The sequence below is a fragment of the Pseudomonas reactans genome (assembly GCF_013385825.1).
GTDB lineage: Bacteria > Pseudomonadota > Gammaproteobacteria > Pseudomonadales > Pseudomonadaceae > Aquipseudomonas > Aquipseudomonas reactans.
Genome location: NZ_JACAPG010000002.1, coordinates 187,173 through 207,983, shown reverse-complemented (window position 1 = coordinate 207,983; position 20,811 = coordinate 187,173). Strand labels below are relative to the sequence as shown.

19 protein-coding genes are annotated in these 20,811 nt (G+C 61.4%); 12 read left to right on the top strand and 7 right to left on the bottom strand.

Features of this window, described 5'->3' with window-relative positions; translation table 11 throughout:
• The first annotated feature begins 24 nt into the window (after window positions 1–24).
• From HX868_RS00975 to HX868_RS00955, 5 genes are all read left to right on the top strand, one after another.
• Window positions 25–633, top strand: coding sequence for a YqiA/YcfP family alpha/beta fold hydrolase (locus HX868_RS00975; protein WP_177001599.1), 609 nt, complete (start codon window positions 25–27; stop codon window positions 631–633).
• Between the two features lie 45 nt (window positions 634–678).
• Window positions 679–2,583: a DNA topoisomerase IV subunit B gene (gene parE, locus HX868_RS00970; RefSeq protein WP_177001598.1), complete on the top strand. Its 1,905-nt coding sequence runs from the start codon at window positions 679–681 to the stop codon at window positions 2,581–2,583.
• Window positions 2,583–3,578: an esterase-like activity of phytase family protein gene (locus tag HX868_RS00965; protein WP_177001597.1), complete on the top strand. Its 996-nt coding sequence runs from the start codon at window positions 2,583–2,585 to the stop codon at window positions 3,576–3,578. Before parE ends, HX868_RS00965 begins: the two co-directional genes overlap by 1 nt.
• A 70-nt stretch (window positions 3,579–3,648) precedes the next feature.
• The gene (parC, locus tag HX868_RS00960) at window positions 3,649–5,913 is read left to right on the top strand and encodes a DNA topoisomerase IV subunit A (protein WP_028615499.1); all 2,265 of its coding nucleotides are present in this window, start codon (window positions 3,649–3,651) and stop codon (window positions 5,911–5,913) included.
• Window positions 5,914–6,089: 176 nt separating this feature from the next.
• Window positions 6,090–6,800: a PqiC family protein gene (locus HX868_RS00955; RefSeq protein WP_028615500.1), complete on the top strand. Its 711-nt coding sequence runs from the start codon at window positions 6,090–6,092 to the stop codon at window positions 6,798–6,800.
• Window positions 6,801–6,951: 151 nt separating this feature from the next.
• On the opposite strand, the gene HX868_RS00950 is transcribed toward HX868_RS00955, so the two are convergent.
• Window positions 6,952–8,454 carry an AhpA/YtjB family protein gene (locus tag HX868_RS00950; RefSeq protein ID WP_177001596.1) on the bottom strand — a complete coding sequence of 501 codons (1,503 nt, stop codon included), beginning with the start codon at window positions 8,452–8,454 and terminating at the stop codon, window positions 6,952–6,954.
• A 133-nt stretch (window positions 8,455–8,587) separates the two neighbouring features.
• On the opposite strand from HX868_RS00950, the gene serB reads away from it, so the two are divergent.
• The gene (serB, locus tag HX868_RS00945; protein ID WP_028615502.1) at window positions 8,588–9,802 is read left to right on the top strand and encodes a phosphoserine phosphatase SerB; all 1,215 of its coding nucleotides are present in this window, start codon (window positions 8,588–8,590) and stop codon (window positions 9,800–9,802) included.
• Window positions 9,803–9,932: 130 nt separating this feature from the next.
• On the opposite strand, the gene asd is transcribed toward serB, so the two are convergent.
• The 3 genes from asd to HX868_RS00930 are packed head-to-tail and all read right to left on the bottom strand — an operon-like array spanning window position 9,933 to window position 13,217.
• Entirely contained in the window at window positions 9,933–10,793 is an 861-nt protein-coding gene (gene asd / locus HX868_RS00940) for an archaetidylserine decarboxylase (protein WP_095014463.1), read from the bottom strand.
• A 15-nt stretch (window positions 10,794–10,808) separates the two neighbouring features.
• Window positions 10,809–11,624, bottom strand: a complete 816-nt coding sequence (rhdA, locus tag HX868_RS00935) for a thiosulfate sulfurtransferase (RefSeq protein ID WP_177001595.1) — start codon at window positions 11,622–11,624, stop codon at window positions 10,809–10,811.
• Window positions 11,625–11,681: 57 nt separating this feature from the next.
• Window positions 11,682–13,217 (bottom strand): HDOD domain-containing protein, encoded by a 1,536-nt coding sequence (locus tag HX868_RS00930; RefSeq protein ID WP_177001594.1) that lies wholly within the window; start codon window positions 13,215–13,217, stop codon window positions 11,682–11,684.
• Between the two features lie 166 nt (window positions 13,218–13,383).
• On the opposite strand from HX868_RS00930, the gene motA reads away from it, so the two are divergent.
• Together motA and motB are read left to right on the top strand one after the other, a co-directional pair.
• On the top strand, window positions 13,384–14,235 hold the full coding sequence (gene motA / locus HX868_RS00925) for a flagellar motor stator protein MotA (RefSeq protein WP_016976894.1): 852 nt from the start codon (window positions 13,384–13,386) through the stop codon (window positions 14,233–14,235).
• 3 nt (window positions 14,236–14,238) lie between these two features.
• The gene (motB, locus tag HX868_RS00920) at window positions 14,239–15,258 is read left to right on the top strand and encodes a flagellar motor protein MotB (protein ID WP_177001593.1); all 1,020 of its coding nucleotides are present in this window, start codon (window positions 14,239–14,241) and stop codon (window positions 15,256–15,258) included.
• Window positions 15,259–15,320: 62 nt separating this feature from the next.
• Here the strand turns inward: motB and HX868_RS00915 are convergent, their stop codons facing one another.
• Complete coding sequence (locus HX868_RS00915; RefSeq protein ID WP_038850732.1) at window positions 15,321–15,716, bottom strand: type II toxin-antitoxin system PemK/MazF family toxin; 396 nt, start codon at window positions 15,714–15,716, stop codon at window positions 15,321–15,323.
• A 286-nt stretch (window positions 15,717–16,002) separates the two neighbouring features.
• Entirely contained in the window at window positions 16,003–17,034 is a 1,032-nt protein-coding gene (gene rsgA / locus HX868_RS00910) for a small ribosomal subunit biogenesis GTPase RsgA (RefSeq protein WP_016976897.1), read from the bottom strand.
• Between the two features lie 108 nt (window positions 17,035–17,142).
• Here rsgA and orn point away from each other — a divergent pair, with 108 nt between their 5' ends.
• Entirely contained in the window at window positions 17,143–17,685 is a 543-nt protein-coding gene (orn, locus tag HX868_RS00905) for an oligoribonuclease (RefSeq protein WP_003171343.1), read from the top strand.
• Window positions 17,686–17,748: 63 nt separating this feature from the next.
• A complete protein-coding gene (locus tag HX868_RS00900; protein WP_177001592.1) occupies window positions 17,749–18,363 on the top strand; it encodes a trimeric intracellular cation channel family protein in 615 nt (204 codons plus the stop codon).
• On the opposite strand, the gene queG is transcribed toward HX868_RS00900, so the two are convergent.
• Window positions 18,360–19,424 (bottom strand): tRNA epoxyqueuosine(34) reductase QueG, encoded by a 1,065-nt coding sequence (gene queG, locus HX868_RS00895; RefSeq protein WP_177001591.1) that lies wholly within the window; start codon window positions 19,422–19,424, stop codon window positions 18,360–18,362. The genes HX868_RS00900 and queG overlap by 4 nt on opposite strands.
• Window positions 19,425–19,487: 63 nt before the next feature.
• Between queG and HX868_RS00890 the strand changes: the two genes are divergently transcribed.
• Window positions 19,488–20,348: an NAD(P)H-hydrate dehydratase gene (locus tag HX868_RS00890; RefSeq protein WP_177001590.1), complete on the top strand. Its 861-nt coding sequence runs from the start codon at window positions 19,488–19,490 to the stop codon at window positions 20,346–20,348.
• Window positions 20,336–20,806 carry a tRNA (adenosine(37)-N6)-threonylcarbamoyltransferase complex ATPase subunit type 1 TsaE gene (gene tsaE / locus HX868_RS00885; RefSeq protein ID WP_177001589.1) on the top strand — a complete coding sequence of 157 codons (471 nt, stop codon included), beginning with the start codon at window positions 20,336–20,338 and terminating at the stop codon, window positions 20,804–20,806. The genes HX868_RS00890 and tsaE overlap by 13 nt, the downstream gene beginning before the upstream one ends.
• The last annotated feature ends 5 nt before the right edge of the window (window positions 20,807–20,811 follow it).

The following is a 20,811-nucleotide window of genomic DNA, read 5'->3' as shown; positions in this document are numbered from 1 at the left end:
TGGCGCAAGCACGGAGAGCCCGGCATGTCCGCTTCGATCCTGTATATCCACGGTTTCAACAGTGCGCCTGCGTCCAACAAGGCCACTCAGCTGATGACTGTGATGGGCGCCATCGGTCTGGCCGACCAATTGCGCGTGCCGGCCTTGCATCACCATCCCCGTCAGGCGATTCCTCAGTTGGAAGCGGCCATTGCCGAACTGGGGCGGCCACTGCTGGTCGGCAGCTCCCTCGGCGGCTACTATGCAACCCATCTTGCCGAACGCCATGGCCTTAAGGCGCTGCTGGTGAACCCGGCGGTCAGCCCTCACCGGATGTTCGACGGTTACCTGGGCACCCAGAAGAACCTCTACACCGATGAAACCTGGGAACTGACCCACGACCACGTTACGGCGCTGGCCGAGCTGGAAGTACCGGCTCCCCAGGATGCGGCGCGGTATCAGGTGTGGTTGCAGACCGGGGATGAAACCCTGGATTTTCGCCTCGCCCAGCAGTACTACCGGGCTTGTGCCTTGCGCATCCAGGCCGACGGCGACCATGGTTACCAGGGGTTCGCCCAGCAATTACCGGCCATGTTGAGCTTTGCCGGCATTGGCGCAGATCAGTATCAATCCTTCGATTTTTCTTCATTGTAAGAATCGCAGGTCACTTTTTAATCGAACGACTCACGACGAGACCCCATGGCCACTCCCAGCGCTAGCTCTTATAACGCCGACGCCATCGAAGTCCTCTCGGGCCTCGACCCGGTGCGCAAACGCCCCGGCATGTACACCGACACCAGTCGGCCGAACCACCTTGCCCAGGAAGTCATCGACAACAGCGTCGACGAAGCCCTGGCCGGTCACGCCAAGTCGGTGCATGTCATTCTCCACGCTGACCACTCCCTGGAAGTGTCCGACGATGGTCGCGGCATGCCGGTGGATATCCACCCGGAAGAGGGTGTGCCTGGCGTCGAGCTGATCCTCACCAAGCTGCATGCCGGTGGCAAGTTCTCCAACAAGAACTACCAGTTCTCCGGCGGCCTGCACGGTGTGGGTATTTCCGTGGTCAACGCCTTGTCCACGCTGGTGCGGGTCAAGGTCAAGCGCGACGGTAACGAATACCAGATGACCTTCGCCGATGGCTACAAGGCCACCGACCTGGAAGTGATCGGCACCGTTGGCAAGCGCAACACCGGCACCAGCGTGTACTTCGCGCCGGACCCGAAATACTTCGATTCGCCGAAATTCTCCATCAGCCGCCTCAAGCACGTGCTCAAGGCCAAGGCGGTGCTGTGCCCAGGCCTGCTGGTGACCTTTGAAGACAAAGGCACCGGTGAGAAGGTCGAGTGGCACTACGAAGACGGCCTGCGCTCGTACCTGGAAGACTCCGTCAGCGACTTCGAGCGCCTGCCCAGCGAGCCGTTCTGCGGCAGCCTGGCTGGTAATAAAGAAGCCGTGGACTGGGCGCTACTGTGGTTGCCGGAAGGCGGCGACAGCGTGCAGGAAAGCTACGTCAACCTTATTCCGACGGCCCAGGGTGGCACCCACGTCAACGGTTTGCGTCAGGGCCTGCTGGATGCCATGCGCGAATTCTGCGAATACCGCAGCCTGCTGCCGCGCGGCGTGAAGCTGGCGCCGGAAGACGTGTGGGAGCGCATCGCGTTCGTGCTGTCGATGAAGATGCAGGAGCCGCAGTTCTCCGGCCAGACCAAAGAGCGTCTGTCGTCCCGCGAAGCGGCGGCGTTTGTCTCCGGCGTGGTCAAGGATGCCTTCAGCCTGTGGCTCAACGAGCACCCAGAGCTGGGCCTGGCCCTGGCGGAGTTGGCGATCAACAACGCCGGTCGTCGTCTGAAGGCCAGCAAGAAGGTCGAGCGCAAGCGCATCACCCAGGGTCCGGCATTGCCCGGCAAGCTGGCCGATTGCGCCGGGCAAGACCCGATGCGCTCCGAGCTGTTCCTGGTGGAAGGTGACTCCGCCGGCGGTTCCGCCAAGCAAGCGCGGGACAAGGAGTTCCAGGCGATCCTGCCGTTGCGCGGCAAGATCCTCAACACCTGGGAAGTCGATGGCAGCGAAGTCCTGGCCAGCCAGGAGGTGCACAACATCGCCGTGGCCATTGGCGTAGATCCCGGCGCAGCGGACATGAGCCAGTTGCGCTACGGCAAGATCTGCATCCTCGCCGACGCCGACTCCGACGGCCTGCACATCGCCACGCTGCTGTGCGCGCTGTTCGTCCAACACTTCCGCCCGTTGGTGGATGCCGGTCACGTCTACGTCGCCATGCCGCCGTTGTACCGGATCGACCTGGGCAAGGAGATTTACTACGCCCTGGACGAAGCCGAGCGTGATGGCATCCTCGATCGCCTGGTCGCCGAGAAGAAACGCGGCAAGCCACAGGTCACGCGATTCAAAGGCCTGGGTGAAATGAACCCGCCGCAGTTGCGCGAAACCACCATGGACCCGAATACCCGGCGCCTGGTGCAGTTGACCTTGGAAGACTACGCCGCCACGTCGGAAATGATGGACATGCTGCTGGCGAAGAAGCGCGCGCCGGACCGCAAGTCCTGGCTGGAGTCCAAAGGCAACCTGGCCGAGGTTCTGGGCTGATGCGCACAGGTTTCGCCCTGGCGATCCTGATGTTGAGCGGGCTGGCGGCTAGCCAAGTGGTTGCCGCGCCCGTGGCTGAGCTGAAACTGGTGTCCGAGCACCCGGTGGACGGCATGCGCGGCGGCAACCTGTCGGGCCTGGCCTTGTGTGGCAAGGAGTTGTGGACGGTTTCCGACCGCGATGACGACCAGATCTACCGCCTGGATATCAGCGCGCCAACCTGGCAGGCCGAGGCGGTCAAGATCGACGTGCCACCGGTGCCGGAATCCGGGCTGCCATGGGGTTTGCGTTCGCGCACCAAGGCCGCATCGTTCATTCGCGGTGGCGATTTGGACTTTGAAGGCATCACCTGCGATGCCGCCGGCAACCGCTACGTAGTCAGCGAGGCCCATGCGGCGGTGCTGCAAGTGTCAGTGACGGGCGCGCCTGAGTGGTTGAAGATCGCGCCGGGCATGGTGCGTGAAGCGCGGGCCAGTGGCATGTTGCTGCACTTCAACGCGTTGTTTGAAGGTCTTGCGATCAACCCTGAGGGCAACCAGATCTGGCTGGCGGCCGAGCGCGAGCGACGCGGGCTAATTTCGATCAAGCGTCCGCAAAGCCTGTGGGATTGTGATGGCCCTTGTGTATTGTTGAGCGAAGCCGGCCAGGAAGTGCAACCGGCCCAGTTCCCGAACCCCAAGGCGGTATCCAAGGACTTCGCCGACCTGGCGCTGTTCAACGGCAAGCTGTTTACCCTAGAGCGCAATGCGTTCCAGATTTGCCGGCGTGACGCGGTCACGGCCAAGGTCGAACTGTGCTGGTCGTTTGCCGACGAGACCCTGACGCCCGAGCGGCGTTATCCCCAGCCCTATGGCCTGGCTGAAGCCCTGGTGGTGGATGCCGACGGTGCTTGGCTGGGCATCGACAACAACTTCGGCCCGCGTGCCGACGGTGAAAAACGCCCGGTGGTCTATCGTTTCGCCGCCCCGGCCGGTGGTTGGAGCGCCCAGCCATGAATTTGAATTTTCTTGAATTGACCCGACGTCGCGACATTTTCGCTGCGTCTTACCAAATGATGAGGCCCGCATGAGTGACATCCTCGCAGACAGCTTAGATGGCGTAGAACGCCGGTCGCTGGCTGACTTCACCGAAAATGCCTACCTCAACTACTCCATGTACGTGATCATGGACCGTGCCTTGCCGCATATCGGCGACGGCCTCAAGCCCGTACAACGGCGCATTATCTACGCCATGAGTGAGTTGGGCCTGGACGCCGATTCCAAGCACAAGAAGTCGGCGCGTACCGTCGGTGACGTGCTCGGTAAGTTCCACCCCCACGGCGATTCCGCCTGCTACGAAGCCATGGTGCTGATGGCGCAGCCGTTCAGCTACCGCTACACACTGGTAGACGGCCAGGGCAACTGGGGTGCGCCGGATGATCCCAAGTCCTTCGCCGCCATGCGATACACCGAAGCGCGTTTGTCGCGTTACTCGGAAGTATTGCTGAGCGAACTGGGGCAGGGCACCGCCGACTGGGGGCCTAACTTCGACGGCACCCTCGACGAACCCCTGGTGTTACCGGCACGTTTGCCGAACATCCTGCTCAATGGCACCACCGGTATTGCTGTGGGTATGGCCACTGACGTGCCGCCGCATAACCTGCGTGAAGTCGCCACCGCCTGCGTGCGCTTGCTCGATGAGCCCAAAGCCACGGTGGAACAGCTCTGCGAGCACATCCAGGGGCCGGATTACCCGACCGAAGCGGAAATCATCACGCCGCGCGCCGACCTGCTGAAGATGTACGAAACCGGCAAGGGCTCGGTGCGCATGCGCGCCGTGTACCACATCGAAGATGGCGACATTATCGTCACCGCGTTGCCGCACCAGGTGTCCGGTGCCAAGGTGCTGGAGCAGATCGCCGCGCTGATGCAGGCCAAGCCGTCGAAATTGCCGCAGGTTGCCGACCTGCGTGACGAATCCGACCACGAAAACCCTTGCCGCATCGTGATCATCCCGACCAACAGCCGGGTCGACCACGAGGTGCTGATGCAGCATCTGTTTGCCAGCACGGACCTGGAGTCCAGCTACCGGGTCAACGTCAACATCATCGGCCTGGACGGCAAGCCGCAGTTGAAAAACCTGCGCAACCTGCTGGTGGAGTGGCTGGAGTTCCGGGTCAACACCGTGCGTCGCCGCCTGCAATTCCGCCTGGATAAGGTCGAGCGTCGCCTGCACCTGTTGGACGGCTTGCTGATCGCCTATCTCAACCTGGATGAAGTGATCCACATCATCCGTACTGCCGAGCACCCGAAAGCCGAGTTGATTGCGCGTTTCGAGCTGAGCGAGATTCAGGCCGACTACATCCTCGACACCCGCTTGCGTCAGTTGGCGCGACTGGAAGAAATGAAGCTGCGCGACGAACAGGACGCGCTGCTTAAGGAGCAAGCCAAGCTGCAAGCCCTGCTGGGCAGCGAAGCCAAGCTGAAAAAGTTGGTGCGCAGTGAGCTGATCAAAGACGCCGAAACCTATGGTGATGACCGTCGTTCGCCGATCGTGCAGCGTGCTGAAGCGAAAGCGCTGACAGAAACCGAGTTGTTGCCAAACGAGAAAATTACCGTCGTTCTGTCGGAAAAGGGTTGGGTTCGCTCCGCCAAGGGGCATGATATTGACGCCACAGGCTTGTCGTACAAGGCCGGCGACGGGTTCAAGACCGCTGCCGCCGGGCGTTCCAACCAGTTTGCGGTGTTTATCGACTCCACCGGGCGCAGTTATTCGGTGCCGGCCCACACCTTGCCGTCTGCACGGGGGCAGGGCGAGCCGTTGACCGGCCGCCTGACACCGCCGCCAGGGGCGAACTTCGAGTGCGTGCTGCTGCCGGACGATGATGCGCTGTACGTGATCGCCTCCGACGCGGGTTATGGGTTTGTGGTGAAAGGTGAAGACCTGCAGGCCAAGAACAAGGCCGGCAAGGCTTTGCTGAGCTTGCCGAACAACGCCAAGGTGATCCTGCCACGGCCGGTGGATGACCGTGAAAGCAACTGGCTGGCCTCGGTGACCACCGAAGGGCGTTTGCTGGTGTTCAAGATCAGCGACCTGCCGCAGTTGGGCAAAGGCAAGGGCAACAAGATCATTGGCATTCCCGGCGAGCGGGTGGCCAGTCGCGAAGAGTATGTGACCGACATCGCAGTGATCCCGGAAGGCGCGACGTTGGTGCTTCAGGCCGGTAAACGTACCCTGTCGTTGCGTCCTGACGACCTCGAGCATTACAAGGGTGAGCGCGGTCGGCGTGGTAACAAATTGCCTCGCGGCTTCCAGCGCGTGGATGCTTTGCTGGTGGAAACGCCGGTTTAACGCGTATTAGAGCCCTCGATCTACGATTTAACGCGTAGATCGACGCTTTGGCGCTGGAGTCATGGCGCATATTCACGGATGATATGGCCTTTCCAGCGCCGGCGTGGCCGAGCGTGTTTAGGTTATTTTTAGTATTACATTGTGGTTCGCCTTGTGGCAGCCACCTGGATGGGATGATGACTGCTCCACGCCTTCCTTTATTTTTTGTACTCGCTGGCCTTTTGGGGCTGGCGGGTTGCAGCACACATCAACCGGTGTCGCTGTACCAGCTGGACAGCGGAAGTCCGGCTCAACCTGCACAGACCGCCGGCATGGCCGTCTTGCTGGGCCCGGTGGTGGTCGCCGACTACCTGCAACGCGAAACCCTGCTGCAACGTCAGAACGATGGCAGCCTGCAAGGTTCCACCGACGGTCGTTGGGCGGGCAGTTTGTCGTCCGACATCAACCAGCTGATGTTGCGCCAGGTCGCGGGTCAACTGGATAGCCAGCGTGTGGTGCTGGCACCCGCGCCGACTGGTTTTACCCCGGATGTGCAGGTGTTGCTGACCATCACCCGTCTTGACTCCGGTACGTCGCAGCCGGCGATCCTCGATGCGCAATGGCGCTTGATCGACCGTCGCGGCCAGGTACGCGATAACCGCATCGTGCACCTGCAGGAACAACACACCGGCACCACCGCGTCCCAGGTCCAGGCCCAGGGCGTGTTGTTGCAGCATCTGGCACAGCAATTGTCGGTGGCCCTCAAGCCATTGGCCAACCAGCCGCCGATTGCCGAAGCGCCACGCAAGCAGAGCGCCCCGGCGCAGGCCAAGCCGGCAGAGCCGCAGAAGCCGAAGATGCCAATGGCGACGCCGATTCGCACGGATATGGAAGTGTTCAGGTTCTGATCTGAATCGCAGATACAAAAAAGGCCCGCTGACTCAGCGGGCCTTTTTGTTGGCTGTAGACCTGTAGGAGCCGGCTTGCCGGCGATGGCAATCTCACCATAACCACCGGCCTCAAGGGCCTCATCGCCGGCAAGCCGGCTCCTACATAAGATCAGGGCTTGCGGGTCTCGTGCATCCGCGCCAACTGCCGCTCCAGCATCGACGGGTACGGTTCCATCAACCGCTCCACACAGCTTGCACCCTCTGGGCTGGCAATCGGGCGGATCCGTGCGCGCTGGCGAATCAGCGTGTCTTCACTAATCTTGCGCTCCACCAGCAACAGGTTGCGGCTGTGTTGCGACAGGGCCAGGGCATCCTGGGCGCTCTCGGTGAGCAGCAGGTCGATCTGGGTCATGCCAAACAGGTCATCGCTCACCGTCAGGCCCAACTGCAGTTGCAGCGTGATGCCACTGTCGGCCACTTCGATCTGCAGGGCATGGCCCAAGGCGCGCAGCAGCTCACCGCAGCAGATGGCGTTGGTCAGGTAGTCTTCGCCACTGTCTTCGCTGTGGAACAGCATCAGCGTGCTGCCGTCGTTCAGGGTGTGCAGCTCGCTCTGGTAGAGCGATGCGGCCTGGTCGAGGCAGTCGCGGTAGCGTTCCAGTAGCTCGGTCAGGCGTGCACGGGGCAGGCGACGCAGTTGATCCTGAGCGCCCAGTTGCACAGCCAATACGGCGCTGAACTGGGGTTCGGTGTTCTTCACCGGGACTGGCTTCGGTGCGACGGCCGGTTCGCTGGCCGAGGTGTCGCGCAGGTCGGCGAAGGGGTCTTCTTCGTCCAGCTCGTCTTCTTCGGCTTTGAACGCCTGGCGGGTGGCAGGCTTCAGGCCCGCTACCGGCGCGTCTTGCACTTCAAACTCAGGCTCGTCGTCGTAGTCTGTTTCGTCGAACTCAGGCTCTGGCTCTACTTCGCGCACTACGGGTTCCGGGGCGAAACTGGCGTGCAACTGGCGGGCGAGGTCGCCGATCTCATCCTGGCGGTCAGTGGCCGGGGTGTGTTCGTCGATATCGCGCAGCCAGATGCGCAACTGCATCAGCGGCGTAGAGATGTGTCGACCCAGGCGCAGGCTCAAGGCCAAGGCCAATGCCAGCAGGATCGCGCTCAAGATGCCCATGCTTTGCAGGCTGATGGTCATCGGCTGCTGGAATTGCTGCATGTCCAGGCTGATGCGCAGTTGGCCGGCCTTCACGTCCTGGAACGTGATATTGCTCGAATACAGGCCTTCGGCCTCACCCAACAGGCCGTTTTTCGGGCGCTGCCCGGCTTCGGCCATGATCCGGTTGTCCACGCTGTAGATGGCGGCGTGGGCCACCAGCGGGTTCTTGGTCAGGTTGTTGAGCAGCACGTTGAGGCTGAGGATGTCATTGGACACCAACAGCTCAGTCGCCGAGGTGGCGGTCTGGGTGGTCAAGCTCTCGCCCAGGGCGTCGGCTTGCTCGTGCATGGCCTGTTTGAACTGCAAACCCATCACGCAGGCGTAGATCACCAAGGCCAGGGCGACCAGGATCACGTTATGGCTGGCGATGCGTAATGCGATCGGTACACGGCGGTGGCGCAGTGCCCGGAAGATCAGCAGGAAGAAATTATCGGTTTTTACTGGCGTGGGCCGGTTCACTTGCGCTCGGCTCTTGGTCCGTGAAGTTGACGCGCAGTATAGCGACAGCCCTAGGACCGGCAAAGCGCTGGCTGTGCCCGATGGTCACTGAAAGTGGGTAGAATGCGGTTTTTTTCCAGCCTGGGGGTGCGCCTTGCGCGAAATTGTCCTGATTAACATCACGGGGGAGGACCGCCCAGGTCTGACCGCAGCCATTACCGGCGTTCTGGCCCAGGGTGGTGTGAACATTCTCGACATCGGCCAGGCGGTGATCCACGACACCCTGTCGTTCGGCATCCTGGTCGAGATCCCGAGCACAGAACAGGCGTCTTCGGTGCTCAAGGACATCCTGTTTACGGCGTACAAGCTGGATCAACAGGTGCGTTTCACCCCGGTTTCCGAAGAGGACTACCAGCAATGGGTCGCCGGCCAGGGCAAGAAACGCCACATCGTGACGCTGCTGACCCGCAAGGTCACCGCCGAGCAGCTGCAACGCGTCAGCTCCATTACCGCGCAGTACGGTCTGAACATCGACCATATCGACCGTCTGTCGGGTCGCATGCCACTGGACACTCCGGCCGACAAGGGCAAGGGTTGCATCGAGTTCTCCGTGCGCGGCGAACCGGCCGACCCGCAAGCCTTGCGCGCCGAATTCCTCAGCGTGGCCCAGGAGCTGAACGTCGACATCGCCTTCCAGGAAGACTCGTTGTTCCGCCGCAACCGCCGTCTGGCGGTGTTCGACATGGACTCCACGCTGATCGAGGCTGAAGTCATCGACGAGTTGGCCAAAGCCGCCGGTGTGGGCGAGCAGGTTTCCGAAATCACTGAACGCGCCATGGCCGGTGAGCTGGACTTCCGCGCCAGCTTCAAAGAGCGCCTCGCGCTGCTCAAAGGCCTGGACGTGAGCGTGCTGGACTCCATCGGCGCCTCCCTGCGCCTGACCGAAGGCGCCGAGACCCTGTTCGCCGAACTCAAGCGCCTGGGCTACAAGACCGCCATCCTGTCTGGCGGCTTCACCTACTTCGCCAAGCAACTGCAGGCCAAGCTGGGCATTGACTACGTGTTCGCCAACGAGCTGGAAGTGGTGGATGGCAAGGTGACCGGCGTGGCGGTCGAGCCGATTGTCGACGCACAACGCAAGGCGGATTTGCTGAAGGAGCTGGCGCACAAGGAAGGCTTGCGTCTGGAACAGACCATTGCGGTCGGCGACGGTGCGAATGACCTGCCGATGCTGGCGATTGCCGGGTTGGGTGTAGCGTTCCGTGCCAAGCCGTTGGTGAAGCAGTCGGCCAAGCAGGCGATTTCGACACTAGGACTGGATGGCGTGCTGTATCTGCTGGGCTTCCGTGACCGCGACGGCCAGCTTTAGGCCGTCACGCCACCCCCTGTAGGAGCGAGCTTGCTCGCGAAAATCGTCAACGATTACACGGGCATTCTGGATGCCCGCGGTGTTCTTGAGTTCTTCGCGAGCAAGCTCGCTCCTACAGGGTCTGTGTCGATCAGGCTTTAGGTGCGGCGATGCCCTGGCCCATCTGTACCGGAGTACCAGCGGCCAGTTCTTCAGCCCACTTCACCTGATCCGGCCCGAACAGCACGATCGCCGTCGAACCCAGCTTGAAGCGACCCAGTTCCGCACCTTTCTCCAAATGAATCGGCGCGCGCGCGGCTTCGTCGTAGCGGAAGGTTTTCAGCTCGCGTTTCGGCGGCGTCACCAAACCGGCCCACACGGTTTCAATCGACGCAACAATCATCGCACCCACCAATACCACGGCCATCGGGCCGCGTTCGGTGTCGAAAATGCAGGCAACGCGCTCGTTGCGCGCGAACAGTTCAGGTACGTTTTCAGCGGTAGTCTGGTTCACCGAGAAGATGCGACCCGGGATGTAGACCATCTCGCGCAGCGTACCGGCCAGCGGCATGTGCACGCGGTGGTAGTCCTTTGGCGACAGGTAGATGGTGGCGAAATCACCGCCCATGAACGGCGCTGCTACGGCCGAATCGCCCCCCAGCAATTCCAGCACGCTGAAGCTGTGGCCCTTGGCCTGGAACACCCGGCCATGCTCGATCGGGCCCAATTGGCTGACTGCGCCATCGGCTGGGCTCAACACCGCGCCTGGGGTTTGATCCAGTGGGCGCGCGCCGTCTTTCAGTGCGCGGGTGAAGAAGGCGTTGAAGTGCTCGTAGGCGGTCACGTCCTCAACCAGGGCCTGGGACATGTCCACTTGATAACGCTTGGCGAACCACGTGGTGAAGGCATTCTTGAACCAGCGCACGCGGCATTCGGCGATGCAACCGGCCAGGCGCGACAGCAAGTGGTGCGGCAGCAAGTACTGGCTGAGGATAAACAACTGCTTTTTCATAACTGTCCTTAAACCTTAAATCTCGACGGGGGTGTCGGGGTGGTTGCCCCATTCGCCCCAGGAACCGGCATAACCTTTGACTCGCGGATAACCGAGCGCCTTGGCCACCAGGTAGGTGAAGCCAGAGCGGTGGTGAGTCTGGCAGTGGGTGATAATTTCTTTGTCGCGGGTCAGCCCGAGGTCTTCGAGGATCTGCGGCATGTCGCGGCGGATACGCAGGTTGCGCGCCTTGTCCATGCCGGCGGTCCATTCGAAGTTCACGGCGCCGGGGATGTGTCCGCCTTTGGCCGCCAGGACCTTCTCGCCGGAGTACTCCAGCGGACCGCGTGCGTCCCAGATGCCCAGGTCGGCAGCGCCCAAACGGCTTTGCAGGTATTCGCGGGTGGCGGTGGGGCCGTCGTGCAGCGTGAGGCTGACCGGGCCGCCGACGGGGGCGGGCACCTCGGTCGAGACCGGATGCTTTTCTTCCAGCCAGGCCAGCAGGCCGCCGTCCAGGTAGTGGTACTTCTGATGGCCGATCACGTCGAGCATCCAGATGAATCGTCCGGCCCAGCCGCCGCCTTCGTCGTCGTAGACCACGTAGGTGGCGTCCGGGGTATGACCCAGTTCGCCGAACAGTTTCTCAAGATCAGCCTTGTTGGGCAGCAGGCCGGGCGCCGGCGGCTGGCCCAGTTGGGTGCGCTTGGGGTCAACGAAATGCGCGCCGGGGATATGCCCTTCGGCGTAGCGGGCGGCACTGGTGAGGTCCACCAGTATCAGGTGTTCGGCATCGAGGCGACCAAGCAGGTCGCTGGATTCGATCACCAGCGGCAAGCCAGAGAAGTCAGGCATGTGAGGTCTCCTGGGCACAAATGTTGGCGATAAAAGACGGCGATTGTAGCGCAAGCATCAGGCGCTGCGGTTGGTAAAGCAGTGCAGGGCTTTTTCGATGCATTGGGCGGTTTTGCCGAAGGCCTGCACGGTGGTTTCCGAGAACGGCCCGCCGCCCTGGTCGGCTACCATCAGCATCACCACCTTGCCATTGCAACTCAGCGAGCGCAGCAACAGGTGTTCGCCGGTAAACAGGCGGCGCAGTATCGGCGGCAGCAAGGCCGAGAACTGCGCATGGTTTTCAGGGTTGAGGCGTACCTGGGCGGATTTTTCCAGCAAGCGCTGCAGCAACGTACTGTTGACCACATCCAGGCTCAAATTGGCCGCATCCTTCGGCAGGCCATCGGCCTGGTGCACACGCAAGGTGCTCATGGCGCGGTCAGCCATTAATAGCATGACCCGCTGCATGCCACTGGCCACCAGGGCTTCCTTGGCGCAGGTGGTCAAGTGCATGGCGTTGGCAAAGCGACTCGGCTCCACCAGCAGTTCGGTGCAGCGTTTGCGCCACACGGCCAGGGCCTCGGCGGTGGGCGGCGGCGCTGGGAGCAGGCCGCGATGAATCTTTTGTACATGCCACGGCCAAATCAACGACAGCGCCGGGTGCCAGAGGTCTGGCATCAAGGCGGTACGGGCGCTGGTGACGGCCTGCTGGTGAACCTGTTGTTGTACCTCGCCCAGAGGCTGTTGCAGGTACAGCGCCGTGAGGAGTTGCCAGCGTTCGGTGTGCGGGCAGGTCCAGGATTCCTGGGCCGACATCGCCAGGCCGTTGGCCAGCAGCACGGTGTTGGCCGGCTGGTTCAACCAGCGGCGCAGATTGGGTTCGGCGTCGAGTAATTGCTGGTGGCGCAATGGGTCGTCTTCGCGGGCGATGTGCAGCGCCTTGACCAGCAAGCGTTGCTCGCTCATCAGTAGCTTGTAGCCCTGGGACACCCAGATCGGCAGGTGCCAGGCTTCGGTCAGGCCGACGCACAGGTCCAGCAAGCGCACGCCGAACAACGCCTGCTCGACCTCGCGCGCCGATTGGCCTTTGTGGATCACCCGCAGTTCCCATTCTTCAAGGAGCTTGGGGTAGGCGACCGCCATCGGCCACAGCGGCGACAGAAACAGCAGGCTGCCCCAGTGAATGTCCTGCCACAGTCGCGCCAGGCGGCTGCCGAACAAACCGTTGGCTTGCTGCGAAGCGTGCTGGCTCACCAGCAACAATTGGCGCAACGCCACGGGGATCTCGTTGGCCGGCACCGAGGGCAGGCGCGCCAGCAGTTCTTCGGCGCGCTTGAGGCCCAGGCGGTTGAGCGCCACTTCGAGGTTTTCCGCCGGTTCCGCCAGGCTGCCATGGGTATGGCTGTTGGCCTCGCGCATCACGCTGAGCACGAGCGCCGGGCTGCTTTGCATCAGCTCCGCAATATCTCGCAATGAACTGCGGCTGTCGCGGATGCCTTTGCACACCCGGTCGTGGCTGGCCTGGGGCACAGGCAGCAGCACATCGTCCAGGCGCTTGATCCAAGCAGCGAGAGAGTTGGGTTTTGCACTTGGGACTGTCGTTTCATTAGCCATGATAGGGGCGCGATCATCACTTGCGGTCTACACGCCCGGAGCGGGCCGAACTGGCTTTTCGCCTTAACGGGCTATAGTCTGGCGCAGTTTTGCCGATAAGTAGAACAAGAGTTTTCTGCTACACCCAATATGTCCATGAACCCGACGGCGCAAGTACTCATCCCCTATGGCTAAAATTATCGGCATCATCGTCGTCATCGCAAGTGTGCTCGGTGGCTACGTCCTGTCCCACGGTAAAATTGCGGCGTTGATCCAGCCCTTCGAAGTGCTGATCATCGGTGGTGCGGCGTTCGGCGCATTCTTGCAGGCCAACCCCGGCTACATGACTATGCACGTGGTCAAGAAGTCGCTGGGGATGTTCGGTTCGCGCTTCACTCACACGTTCTATCTGGAAGTGCTGGGGCTGGTCTACGAGATCCTCAACAAGAGCCGCCGCGAAGGCATGATGGCCATCGAGGCTGACATCGAAGACGCCGCCGCCAGCCCGATTTTCGCCAAGTACCCGGCTGTGCTCAAAGATGAGCGCATGACCGCCTACATCTGCGACTACCTGCGCATCATGTCCTCCGGCAACATGGCCCCCCATGAGCTGGAAGGCCTGTTCGACATGGAGTTGTTCAGCCTTAAAGAAGAGTTGGAGCATCCTTCCCACGCCGTGACCGGCATCGCTGACGGTATGCCGGGTTTTGGTATCGTCGCGGCGGTACTCGGTATCGTGGTGACCATGGCGTCCCTGGGCGAGGGCGACCAGGCCGCTATAGGCATGCACGTTGGTGCGGCACTGGTGGGTACGTTCTTCGGTATTCTCGCGGCCTACGGCTTCTTCGGCCCGTTGGCCACCTCCCTGGCCCATGACGCCAAGGAAGAAATCAACCTGTACGAATCGATCAAGGCCAGCCTGGTCGCTTCGGCTTCCGGCATGCCGCCGTCCCTGGCGGTGGAGTTTGGCCGCAAGGTGCTGTACCCGAAACATCGCCCAAGCTTCGCCGAGCTGGAACAAGCGGTTCGCGGTCGCTAAGCCATGGAAAACAACCAGCCGATAATCATCAAGCGCGTCAAGCGCTTCGCTGCGGGGCACCATGGCGGCGCCTGGAAAATCGCCTTCGCCGACTTTGCGACGGCGATGATGGCGTTCTTCCTGGTGCTGTGGCTGATGTCCACCGCCACGCCGGAACAGAAGATCGCCATCGCCGGCTACTTCAAAGACCCGATTGGTTTCTCGGAAAGCGGCACGCCCTTCGTGATCGACCTGGGCGGCTCGCCGCAATTGGCACCTGAGCGCACCATCAATCCGGAAATCAAGACCGAGTCGCCCCAGGAAAAAATCCCGATCGAGCGCGACACGGTCGAGTCCATGGCCGAGCAGGTCGAGCAGGAGCGCCTTGAGCTGCTGCTGCAAGAGCTGCAAACCAAGGTCGAAGAAAACCCGCAACTGCTGAAATTCAAGGACCAGATTTCCTTCGAGATCACGCCTGAAGGCTTGCGCATCCAGATCACCGACGCGGCCAACCGGCCGATGTTCGACTCTGGCAGTGCGCGCTTGAAGCCGTACTTTGAAGACATCCTGCTGGCCATGGCCGACACCATCAAGGCGGTGCCGAACAAGATCAGCATCAGTGGCCACACCGACGCCAAGCCATACGCGGGCCAGGGCGATTTCGGCAACTGGGAGCTTTCGGCCAACCGCGCCAACGCCGCTCGCCGCGCGCTGGTCGCCGGCAGCTATCCGGACCCGCAAGTGGCACGGGTGGTCGGGTTTGCTTCGTCGCAGCTGTTTGACCATCAAGACCCGTTCAACCCGGTCAACCGCCGGATCGATATCGTGGTGCTGACCAAGAAGGCCCAGCGTGCGATTGAAGGTGATCAGCCGCCAGCGCCGCAACCCACCCAAGGTGCAGGCGCACCGGGTGAAGTACCGGTCGACCCGAATGCCATTCCGCCAGGGCAAGAGCCGCTGCCGGCGCATGAGCTGCGCCAGAAGCTGAATTTGTTTGATGATGGTGGGGTGAAGGATCCTACGGTGCCTGGTACCGGGTCGTAGGCCCTTTTCGACAAACTTCGTCAGTGAAAACGCCCCAACTCATTGGGGCGTTTTCGTATCCGTCAGAGCGGAAGATAGGCTTTCACACCGCTGATCACGCCTTGCATGTCGTCGGTACATAACCTCGGTACGAAGTACTCTCGTCCTTTGGAACGGGTCTTTCTGTGGAGTTTGTCGAGCCGCTCGAAGCTGACGGTGTAAATCATGTCGCACTTCACCCACAGCTCTTTGTAGCCATCAGTTAGAAGTGGATTGGTGTGAAGTAAATGGTGCCAGTCATGCTGTATCTCGGGAGCGGTAGAAGAGATCGGCACTACTGTGCAGAGCTTGCGGTTGTGGGTAGCCGTCGGGGATATCACTACGACTTTGCGGATCTTCAGCATTTCTGGTGCAACAAAGCCTCGCGTGAAGTCGCAGAGCAGCACATCGCCTTGTTTGGGGTGATAGTAAAGAGGCAATTATTAATTCCCCACAAAAAGCAAAGCCGCCCGAAGGCGGCTTCATTCGACACGCAGTGGAGCTTGCTTCGCCCCTTCTGCGCCGCTGGATCAACCCCGAAAAGGATCCAGACTCCTGCCAGCTATCGCTGGTGACGGAGCAATTATGCGCATCAGGAATTCCGAATTCAAGCTGGCTCGTGTCGACTGGCCGCCCAGTTGTCCTGAATTCTTGATGCCAAACCCCGTTAAATCAATGGACTAGGCCGATCTGTGCCTTACTTTATGTGTATCAAGGCATGGCGGCTCAGTAACTGCTCTCCGGCAAACTCGCAATAATCGACCGATAGCTATTCATCCGCTGCTGCTGCACACGCCCATCCTCCAACGCCTTGAGCAATGCACAGCCCGGTTCGCGGTCGTGTTTGCAGTCGCGGAAGCGGCATGTGCCGATCAGGTCGTTGAATTCGATGAAGCCTGCTTCCACATCGCTGCGGCTGACGTGGCCGAGGCCGAATTCGCGGATACCGGGGGAGTCGATCAGCTCACCACCGCCGGGGAAGTGGAACAACCGCGCGGTGGTGGTGGTGTGGGTGCCCTGACCGGACAGTTCCGACAGCGGGCCCACACGGGTTTCGACTTCCGGCAGCAGGCTGTTGACCAGCGAGGATTTACCCACGCCCGACTGGCCGACAAACACGCTGATGCGCCCGTCCAACTGCTGTTGCAGCTGTTCCATGCCATTGCCGTGATGCGCCGAGACTTCCAGCACCGGGTAACCCAGCGTGCGGTACACCGCCAGCAGCGCATTCAGCGCCGGGGCGTTCTGCTCGTCGATCAGGTCGAATTTGTTCAACAGCAACAACGGGCGGATGCCGGCATGCTCGGCGGCGACCAAATAGCGGTCGATCAGGTTGGCATGGGGCTCGGGCAGCGGGGCGAACACGATCACGATCATGTCGACGTTGGCTGCCACCGGCTTGAGCTGGCCACGGCTGTCCGGGCGGCGCAGTTCGGTGGTACGCGGCAACTGGGCGACGATCACGCCGATGCCCTGGTTGCCGGCACGCCAGACCACTTGGTCGCCGGTCACCAGCGCAGGCAGGTTGGCGCGCAAGTGGCAACGGAACACAGAGCCTGCGAGTTCGCCTTCGAGCGCCTCGACTTCGACCTGCACACCAAAGTGCGCGATCACCAGGCCTGTTTGTTCAGGGCCCAGGTCGCCGCCTTCAAGCGCTTCCACGGCGGAGGATTCACGTTTGGCGGCGCGAGCGGCGCGTTCACCTTGAATCTTTTCGATGCGCCAGTTTTGGCGACGGTTGAGCTGGCGTTTGGCCATGGGTGTTCCGTGTCGATAATGCAAAGGTTGGGTAAAACGGTCGCGAGTCTAGCACGCCCCCGCCTGCTAAACTGCGCAGCTACGCCAAGGTGCCAAGAGAATCAAGCCATGCAAAACCCACAGAACCTGATTTGGATCGATCTGGAAATGACCGGTCTGAACCCCGACACCGACGTCATCATCGAGATGGCTACGATTGTCACCGACAGCAACCTCAACACCTTGGCCGAAGGTCCGGTGATCGCCATCCACCACAGTGACGCAGTCCTCGCCACCATGGACGAGTGGAACACCCGCACCCACGGCAACTCCGGCCTGACCCAGCGTGTGCGCGACAGCCGCATCAGCATGGCCGAAGCCGAAGCCGAGACCATTGCCTTCCTGGAGAAGTGGGTGCCCAAGGGCAAGTCGCCGATCTGCGGCAACAGCATTTGCCAGGACCGTCGCTTCCTCTATACCCACATGAAAGGGCTGGAAAGCTACTTCCACTACCGCAACCTGGATGTGTCGACACTCAAAGAGTTGGCCGCGCGTTGGGCGCCGGAAGTCAAAGACAGCTTCCATAAAGGCAGCACCCACCTGGCCCTGGATGATATCCGCGAGTCGATCGCCGAGTTGCAGCATTACCGCAAGCATTTCATCAAAGCGTGACGCCCCCTTTTGGTGCCGTCAGCAAATGATTAGACTGCCGGCCTCAATGCAAGGATCGCCCTCATGCTGTTGATGCTCTACCTCCTCGCCATCACCGCCGAAGCCATGACCGGCGCGCTGTCTGCTGGTCGGCGTGGCATGGATTGGTTTGGCGTGGTGCTGATCGCCTGCGTCACAGCGTTGGGCGGTGGTTCGGTGCGCGACGTGCTGCTTGGGCATTACCCGCTGACCTGGGTCAAACACCCGGAATACCTGGTGCTGACCTCCATTGCCGCACTGGTGACGATCTTTATCGCACCGCTGATGCGTCGCCTGCGCTCGTTGTTCCTGGCGCTGGACGCCGTGGGCCTGGTGGCCTTCACTCTGATCGGTTGCATGACCGCGTTGGAAATGGGCCACGGCATGCTGGTGGCGTCGGTCAGTGGTGTGATCACTGGGGTCTTCGGCGGCATCCTGCGCGACATCTTCTGCAACGACATCCCGCTGATCTTCCGCCGCGAGCTGTACGCCAGCGTGTCGTTCCTCGCCGCCTGGTTCTACATGCTCTGCCTTTATCTGGAGCTGCCCAGCGAGCAGTCGATTCTGTTGACCCTGTTCAGCGGCTTTCTATTGCGCCTGCTGGCGATCCGTTTTCACTGGGAAATGCCCAAGTTCGTCTACAACGACGACGTGCACTAGCGCGTAGCGTGCTGGTTCAGCGCCCACTCCACATGTTCGCGCACCAGTTCCGACGGGTAATCCCGACGCGCCTTCAAGGCTTCCAGCACTGGAATACTCGACGGCGCATTGCCCAGGCCAACCGCCAGATTACGCAGCCAGCGCTCGTAGCCGGCGCGACGCAGCGGTGAGCCTTCGGTGCTGCTGAGGAATTTATCCTCGTCCCACATAAACAGCTCGGCCAGCTCCGCGTTATCCAGATTGTGGCGTGGCTTGAAATCGCTCTCGGCGGTAGAGCGGGCGAAACGATTCCACGGGCATACGATCTGACAATCGTCGCAGCCAAACACACGGTTGCCGATCAGGGGGCGCAGGTCCTCGGGGATCGCGTTCTTGAGCTCGATGGTCAGATAGGAAATGCAGCGCCGTGCGTCCAATACATAGGGTCCGACGAAGGCATTGGTGGGGCAGATATCCAGGCAAGCGGTGCAGCGGCCGCAGTGTTCGGTACTGTGAGGGGCGTCGATCGGCAATGGCAGGTCGACGAATAGTTCGCTCAGAAAGAAGTAACTACCGGCCTTGCGATTAAGGACCAGGGTGTTTTTGCCGATCCAGCCCAGCCCGGCTTTTTCGGCGATCGCTTTTTCCAGCACCGGCGCACTGTCGACAAAGGCACGGAAACCGAAGGGTCCGATTTGCGCCTGGATGCGGTCGGCCAGTTGCTGCACGCGCTTGCGGATCAGCTTGTGGTAGTCGCGGCCCAAGGCGTAACGGGAGATATAGGCTTTTTCCGGCTTGGCCAGCAATTGGGCCATTTGCGTGTCGCCCGGCAGGTAATCCATGCGCAGCGACACCACGCGCAAGGTGCCCGGTACCAGTTCATCGGGGTGGGAGCGTTTGCTGCCATGGGCGCCCATGTACTCCATCTCGCCGTGGTAGCCCGCGTCGAGCCAGCGTTGCAGGTGCTGCTCATGCTCGGCCAGGTCCAGGCCGCTGATGCCGACTTGTTGAAAGCCCAGCTCGCGGCCCCAGTCTTTGATCGATTGGGCGAGGGCGGGCAGATCGGACGTAATAGCAGGCATGAGACACGGGAAACCACAGGTTAGATGCGTATAATTCTGCCAGACATCGGAGCTTGAAGACGCATGCCGCAGACAAAACACGCAATAACCGACGTACAGCCCCTGTTGCACGGCCATTTGCCGCAACTGGCGGCCCGTTCCCCGGACGCCCATAAAGGCCAGTTTGGCCACCTGTTGGTCATTGGCGGCGACCGCGGCTTGGGTGGCGCCGCCCTGCTGAGCGCCGAAAGTGCCTTGCGCAGTGGTGCGGGGATGGTGTCCCTGGCGACGCGCCTGGACCACGTGTCGGCCGCGTTGGCCCGCTTGCCGGAAGTCATGACCGTCGGCGTGAGCTCGGCCAATCAACTGATGGGCCTGTTGGAAAAGATCTCGGTCATTGTGATCGGGCCTGGGCTGGGTGACGCGTCCTGGGGCAAAAGCCTGCTGTCCGTCGCCGCCAACGCCAGCTTGCCGCAGGTCTGGGACGCCGATGCCTTGAATCAGCTCGCCAGTGGTGGCGTCAGCTTGCCAGCCAACAGCGTGATCACCCCGCATCCGGGGGAGGCTGCGCGGTTGTTGGGCCTTTCGACAGCCGAGGTTCAGGCCGATCGTCTTAAGGTGGCGCGCGCGTTGACTCAGAAATTCAATGCAGTGGCTATCCTCAAGGGGGCTGGCAGTTTGATTGCCAGCCCGGACGGACGTGTTTCACGCTGTGACCAAGGCCATCCGGCGATGGCGACGGCGGGGCTCGGTGATGTCCTGGCCGGTCTGGTGGGCGCGTTGCTGGCCCAGGGCATGCAGGCCTATGAGGCAAGCTGCCTGGCGGTTTGGTTGCACGCCACGGCGGGCGATCGCCAGGGCACCTTTGGTCGTGGGCTGGCTGCCAGCGACTTGATACCCGCCATTCGTCAATTGCTGGAGGAGCAGTCGCCGTGTCTGAAGTAATCCTTTTTTTGGCCGATGAAGAGGCCATGGTTGCGTTCGGGCAACGCATCGCGCAGGTGACGGCCGGAGCCGGGCTTATCTTTCTGGAGGGCGATTTGGGGGCGGGCAAGACCACGCTGTCCCGAGGGATTATCCGAGGGTTGGGCCATACAGGGGCAGTAAAAAGCCCTACGTTCACCCTGGTAGAACCCTACGAGATCGGTGCAGTGCGCGCCTTTCACTTTGACCTCTATCGTCTGGTGGACCCCGAAGAGCTGGAATACATGGGTATCCGGGATTACTTCGATGCAGATGCGTTGTGCCTGATCGAGTGGCCAGATAAAGGCACAGGCTTTTTGCCAAAGCCTGACATGACCATTACCATTACGCCGCATGAGCACGGACGTCAGTTGAAGTTGTTGCCCCAGAGCGCGCGCGGCCAGTCTTGGTGCGCCGCTTTGGCATTGGAATTCAAATAATTGGT

What these genes read in the sequence shown, in the direction of transcription:
- motA (WP_016976894.1), top strand. Translation starts at nt 13,384, where the DNA reads ATGGCTAAAATTATCGGCATCATCGTCGTCATCGCAAGTGTGCTCGGT.
- asd (WP_095014463.1), bottom strand. Translation starts at nt 10,793, where the DNA reads ATGAAAAAGCAGTTGTTTATCCTCAGCCAGTACTTGCTGCCGCACCAC.
- HX868_RS00900 (WP_177001592.1), top strand. Translation starts at nt 17,749, where the DNA reads ATGCTGTTGATGCTCTACCTCCTCGCCATCACCGCCGAAGCCATGACC.
- rsgA (WP_016976897.1), bottom strand. Translation starts at nt 17,034, where the DNA reads ATGGCCAAACGCCAGCTCAACCGTCGCCAAAACTGGCGCATCGAAAAG.
- HX868_RS00965 (WP_177001597.1), top strand. Translation starts at nt 2,583, where the DNA reads ATGCGCACAGGTTTCGCCCTGGCGATCCTGATGTTGAGCGGGCTGGCG.
- orn (WP_003171343.1), top strand. Translation starts at nt 17,143, where the DNA reads ATGCAAAACCCACAGAACCTGATTTGGATCGATCTGGAAATGACCGGT.
- rhdA (WP_177001595.1), bottom strand. Translation starts at nt 11,624, where the DNA reads ATGCCTGACTTCTCTGGCTTGCCGCTGGTGATCGAATCCAGCGACCTG.
- HX868_RS00930 (WP_177001594.1), bottom strand. Translation starts at nt 13,217, where the DNA reads ATGGCTAATGAAACGACAGTCCCAAGTGCAAAACCCAACTCTCTCGCT.
- queG (WP_177001591.1), bottom strand. Translation starts at nt 19,424, where the DNA reads ATGCCTGCTATTACGTCCGATCTGCCCGCCCTCGCCCAATCGATCAAA.
- parE (WP_177001598.1), top strand. Translation starts at nt 679, where the DNA reads ATGGCCACTCCCAGCGCTAGCTCTTATAACGCCGACGCCATCGAAGTC.
- HX868_RS00975 (WP_177001599.1), top strand. Translation starts at nt 25, where the DNA reads ATGTCCGCTTCGATCCTGTATATCCACGGTTTCAACAGTGCGCCTGCG.
- parC (WP_028615499.1), top strand. Translation starts at nt 3,649, where the DNA reads ATGAGTGACATCCTCGCAGACAGCTTAGATGGCGTAGAACGCCGGTCG.
- HX868_RS00890 (WP_177001590.1), top strand. Translation starts at nt 19,488, where the DNA reads ATGCCGCAGACAAAACACGCAATAACCGACGTACAGCCCCTGTTGCAC.
- HX868_RS00955 (WP_028615500.1), top strand. Translation starts at nt 6,090, where the DNA reads ATGACTGCTCCACGCCTTCCTTTATTTTTTGTACTCGCTGGCCTTTTG.
- motB (WP_177001593.1), top strand. Translation starts at nt 14,239, where the DNA reads ATGGAAAACAACCAGCCGATAATCATCAAGCGCGTCAAGCGCTTCGCT.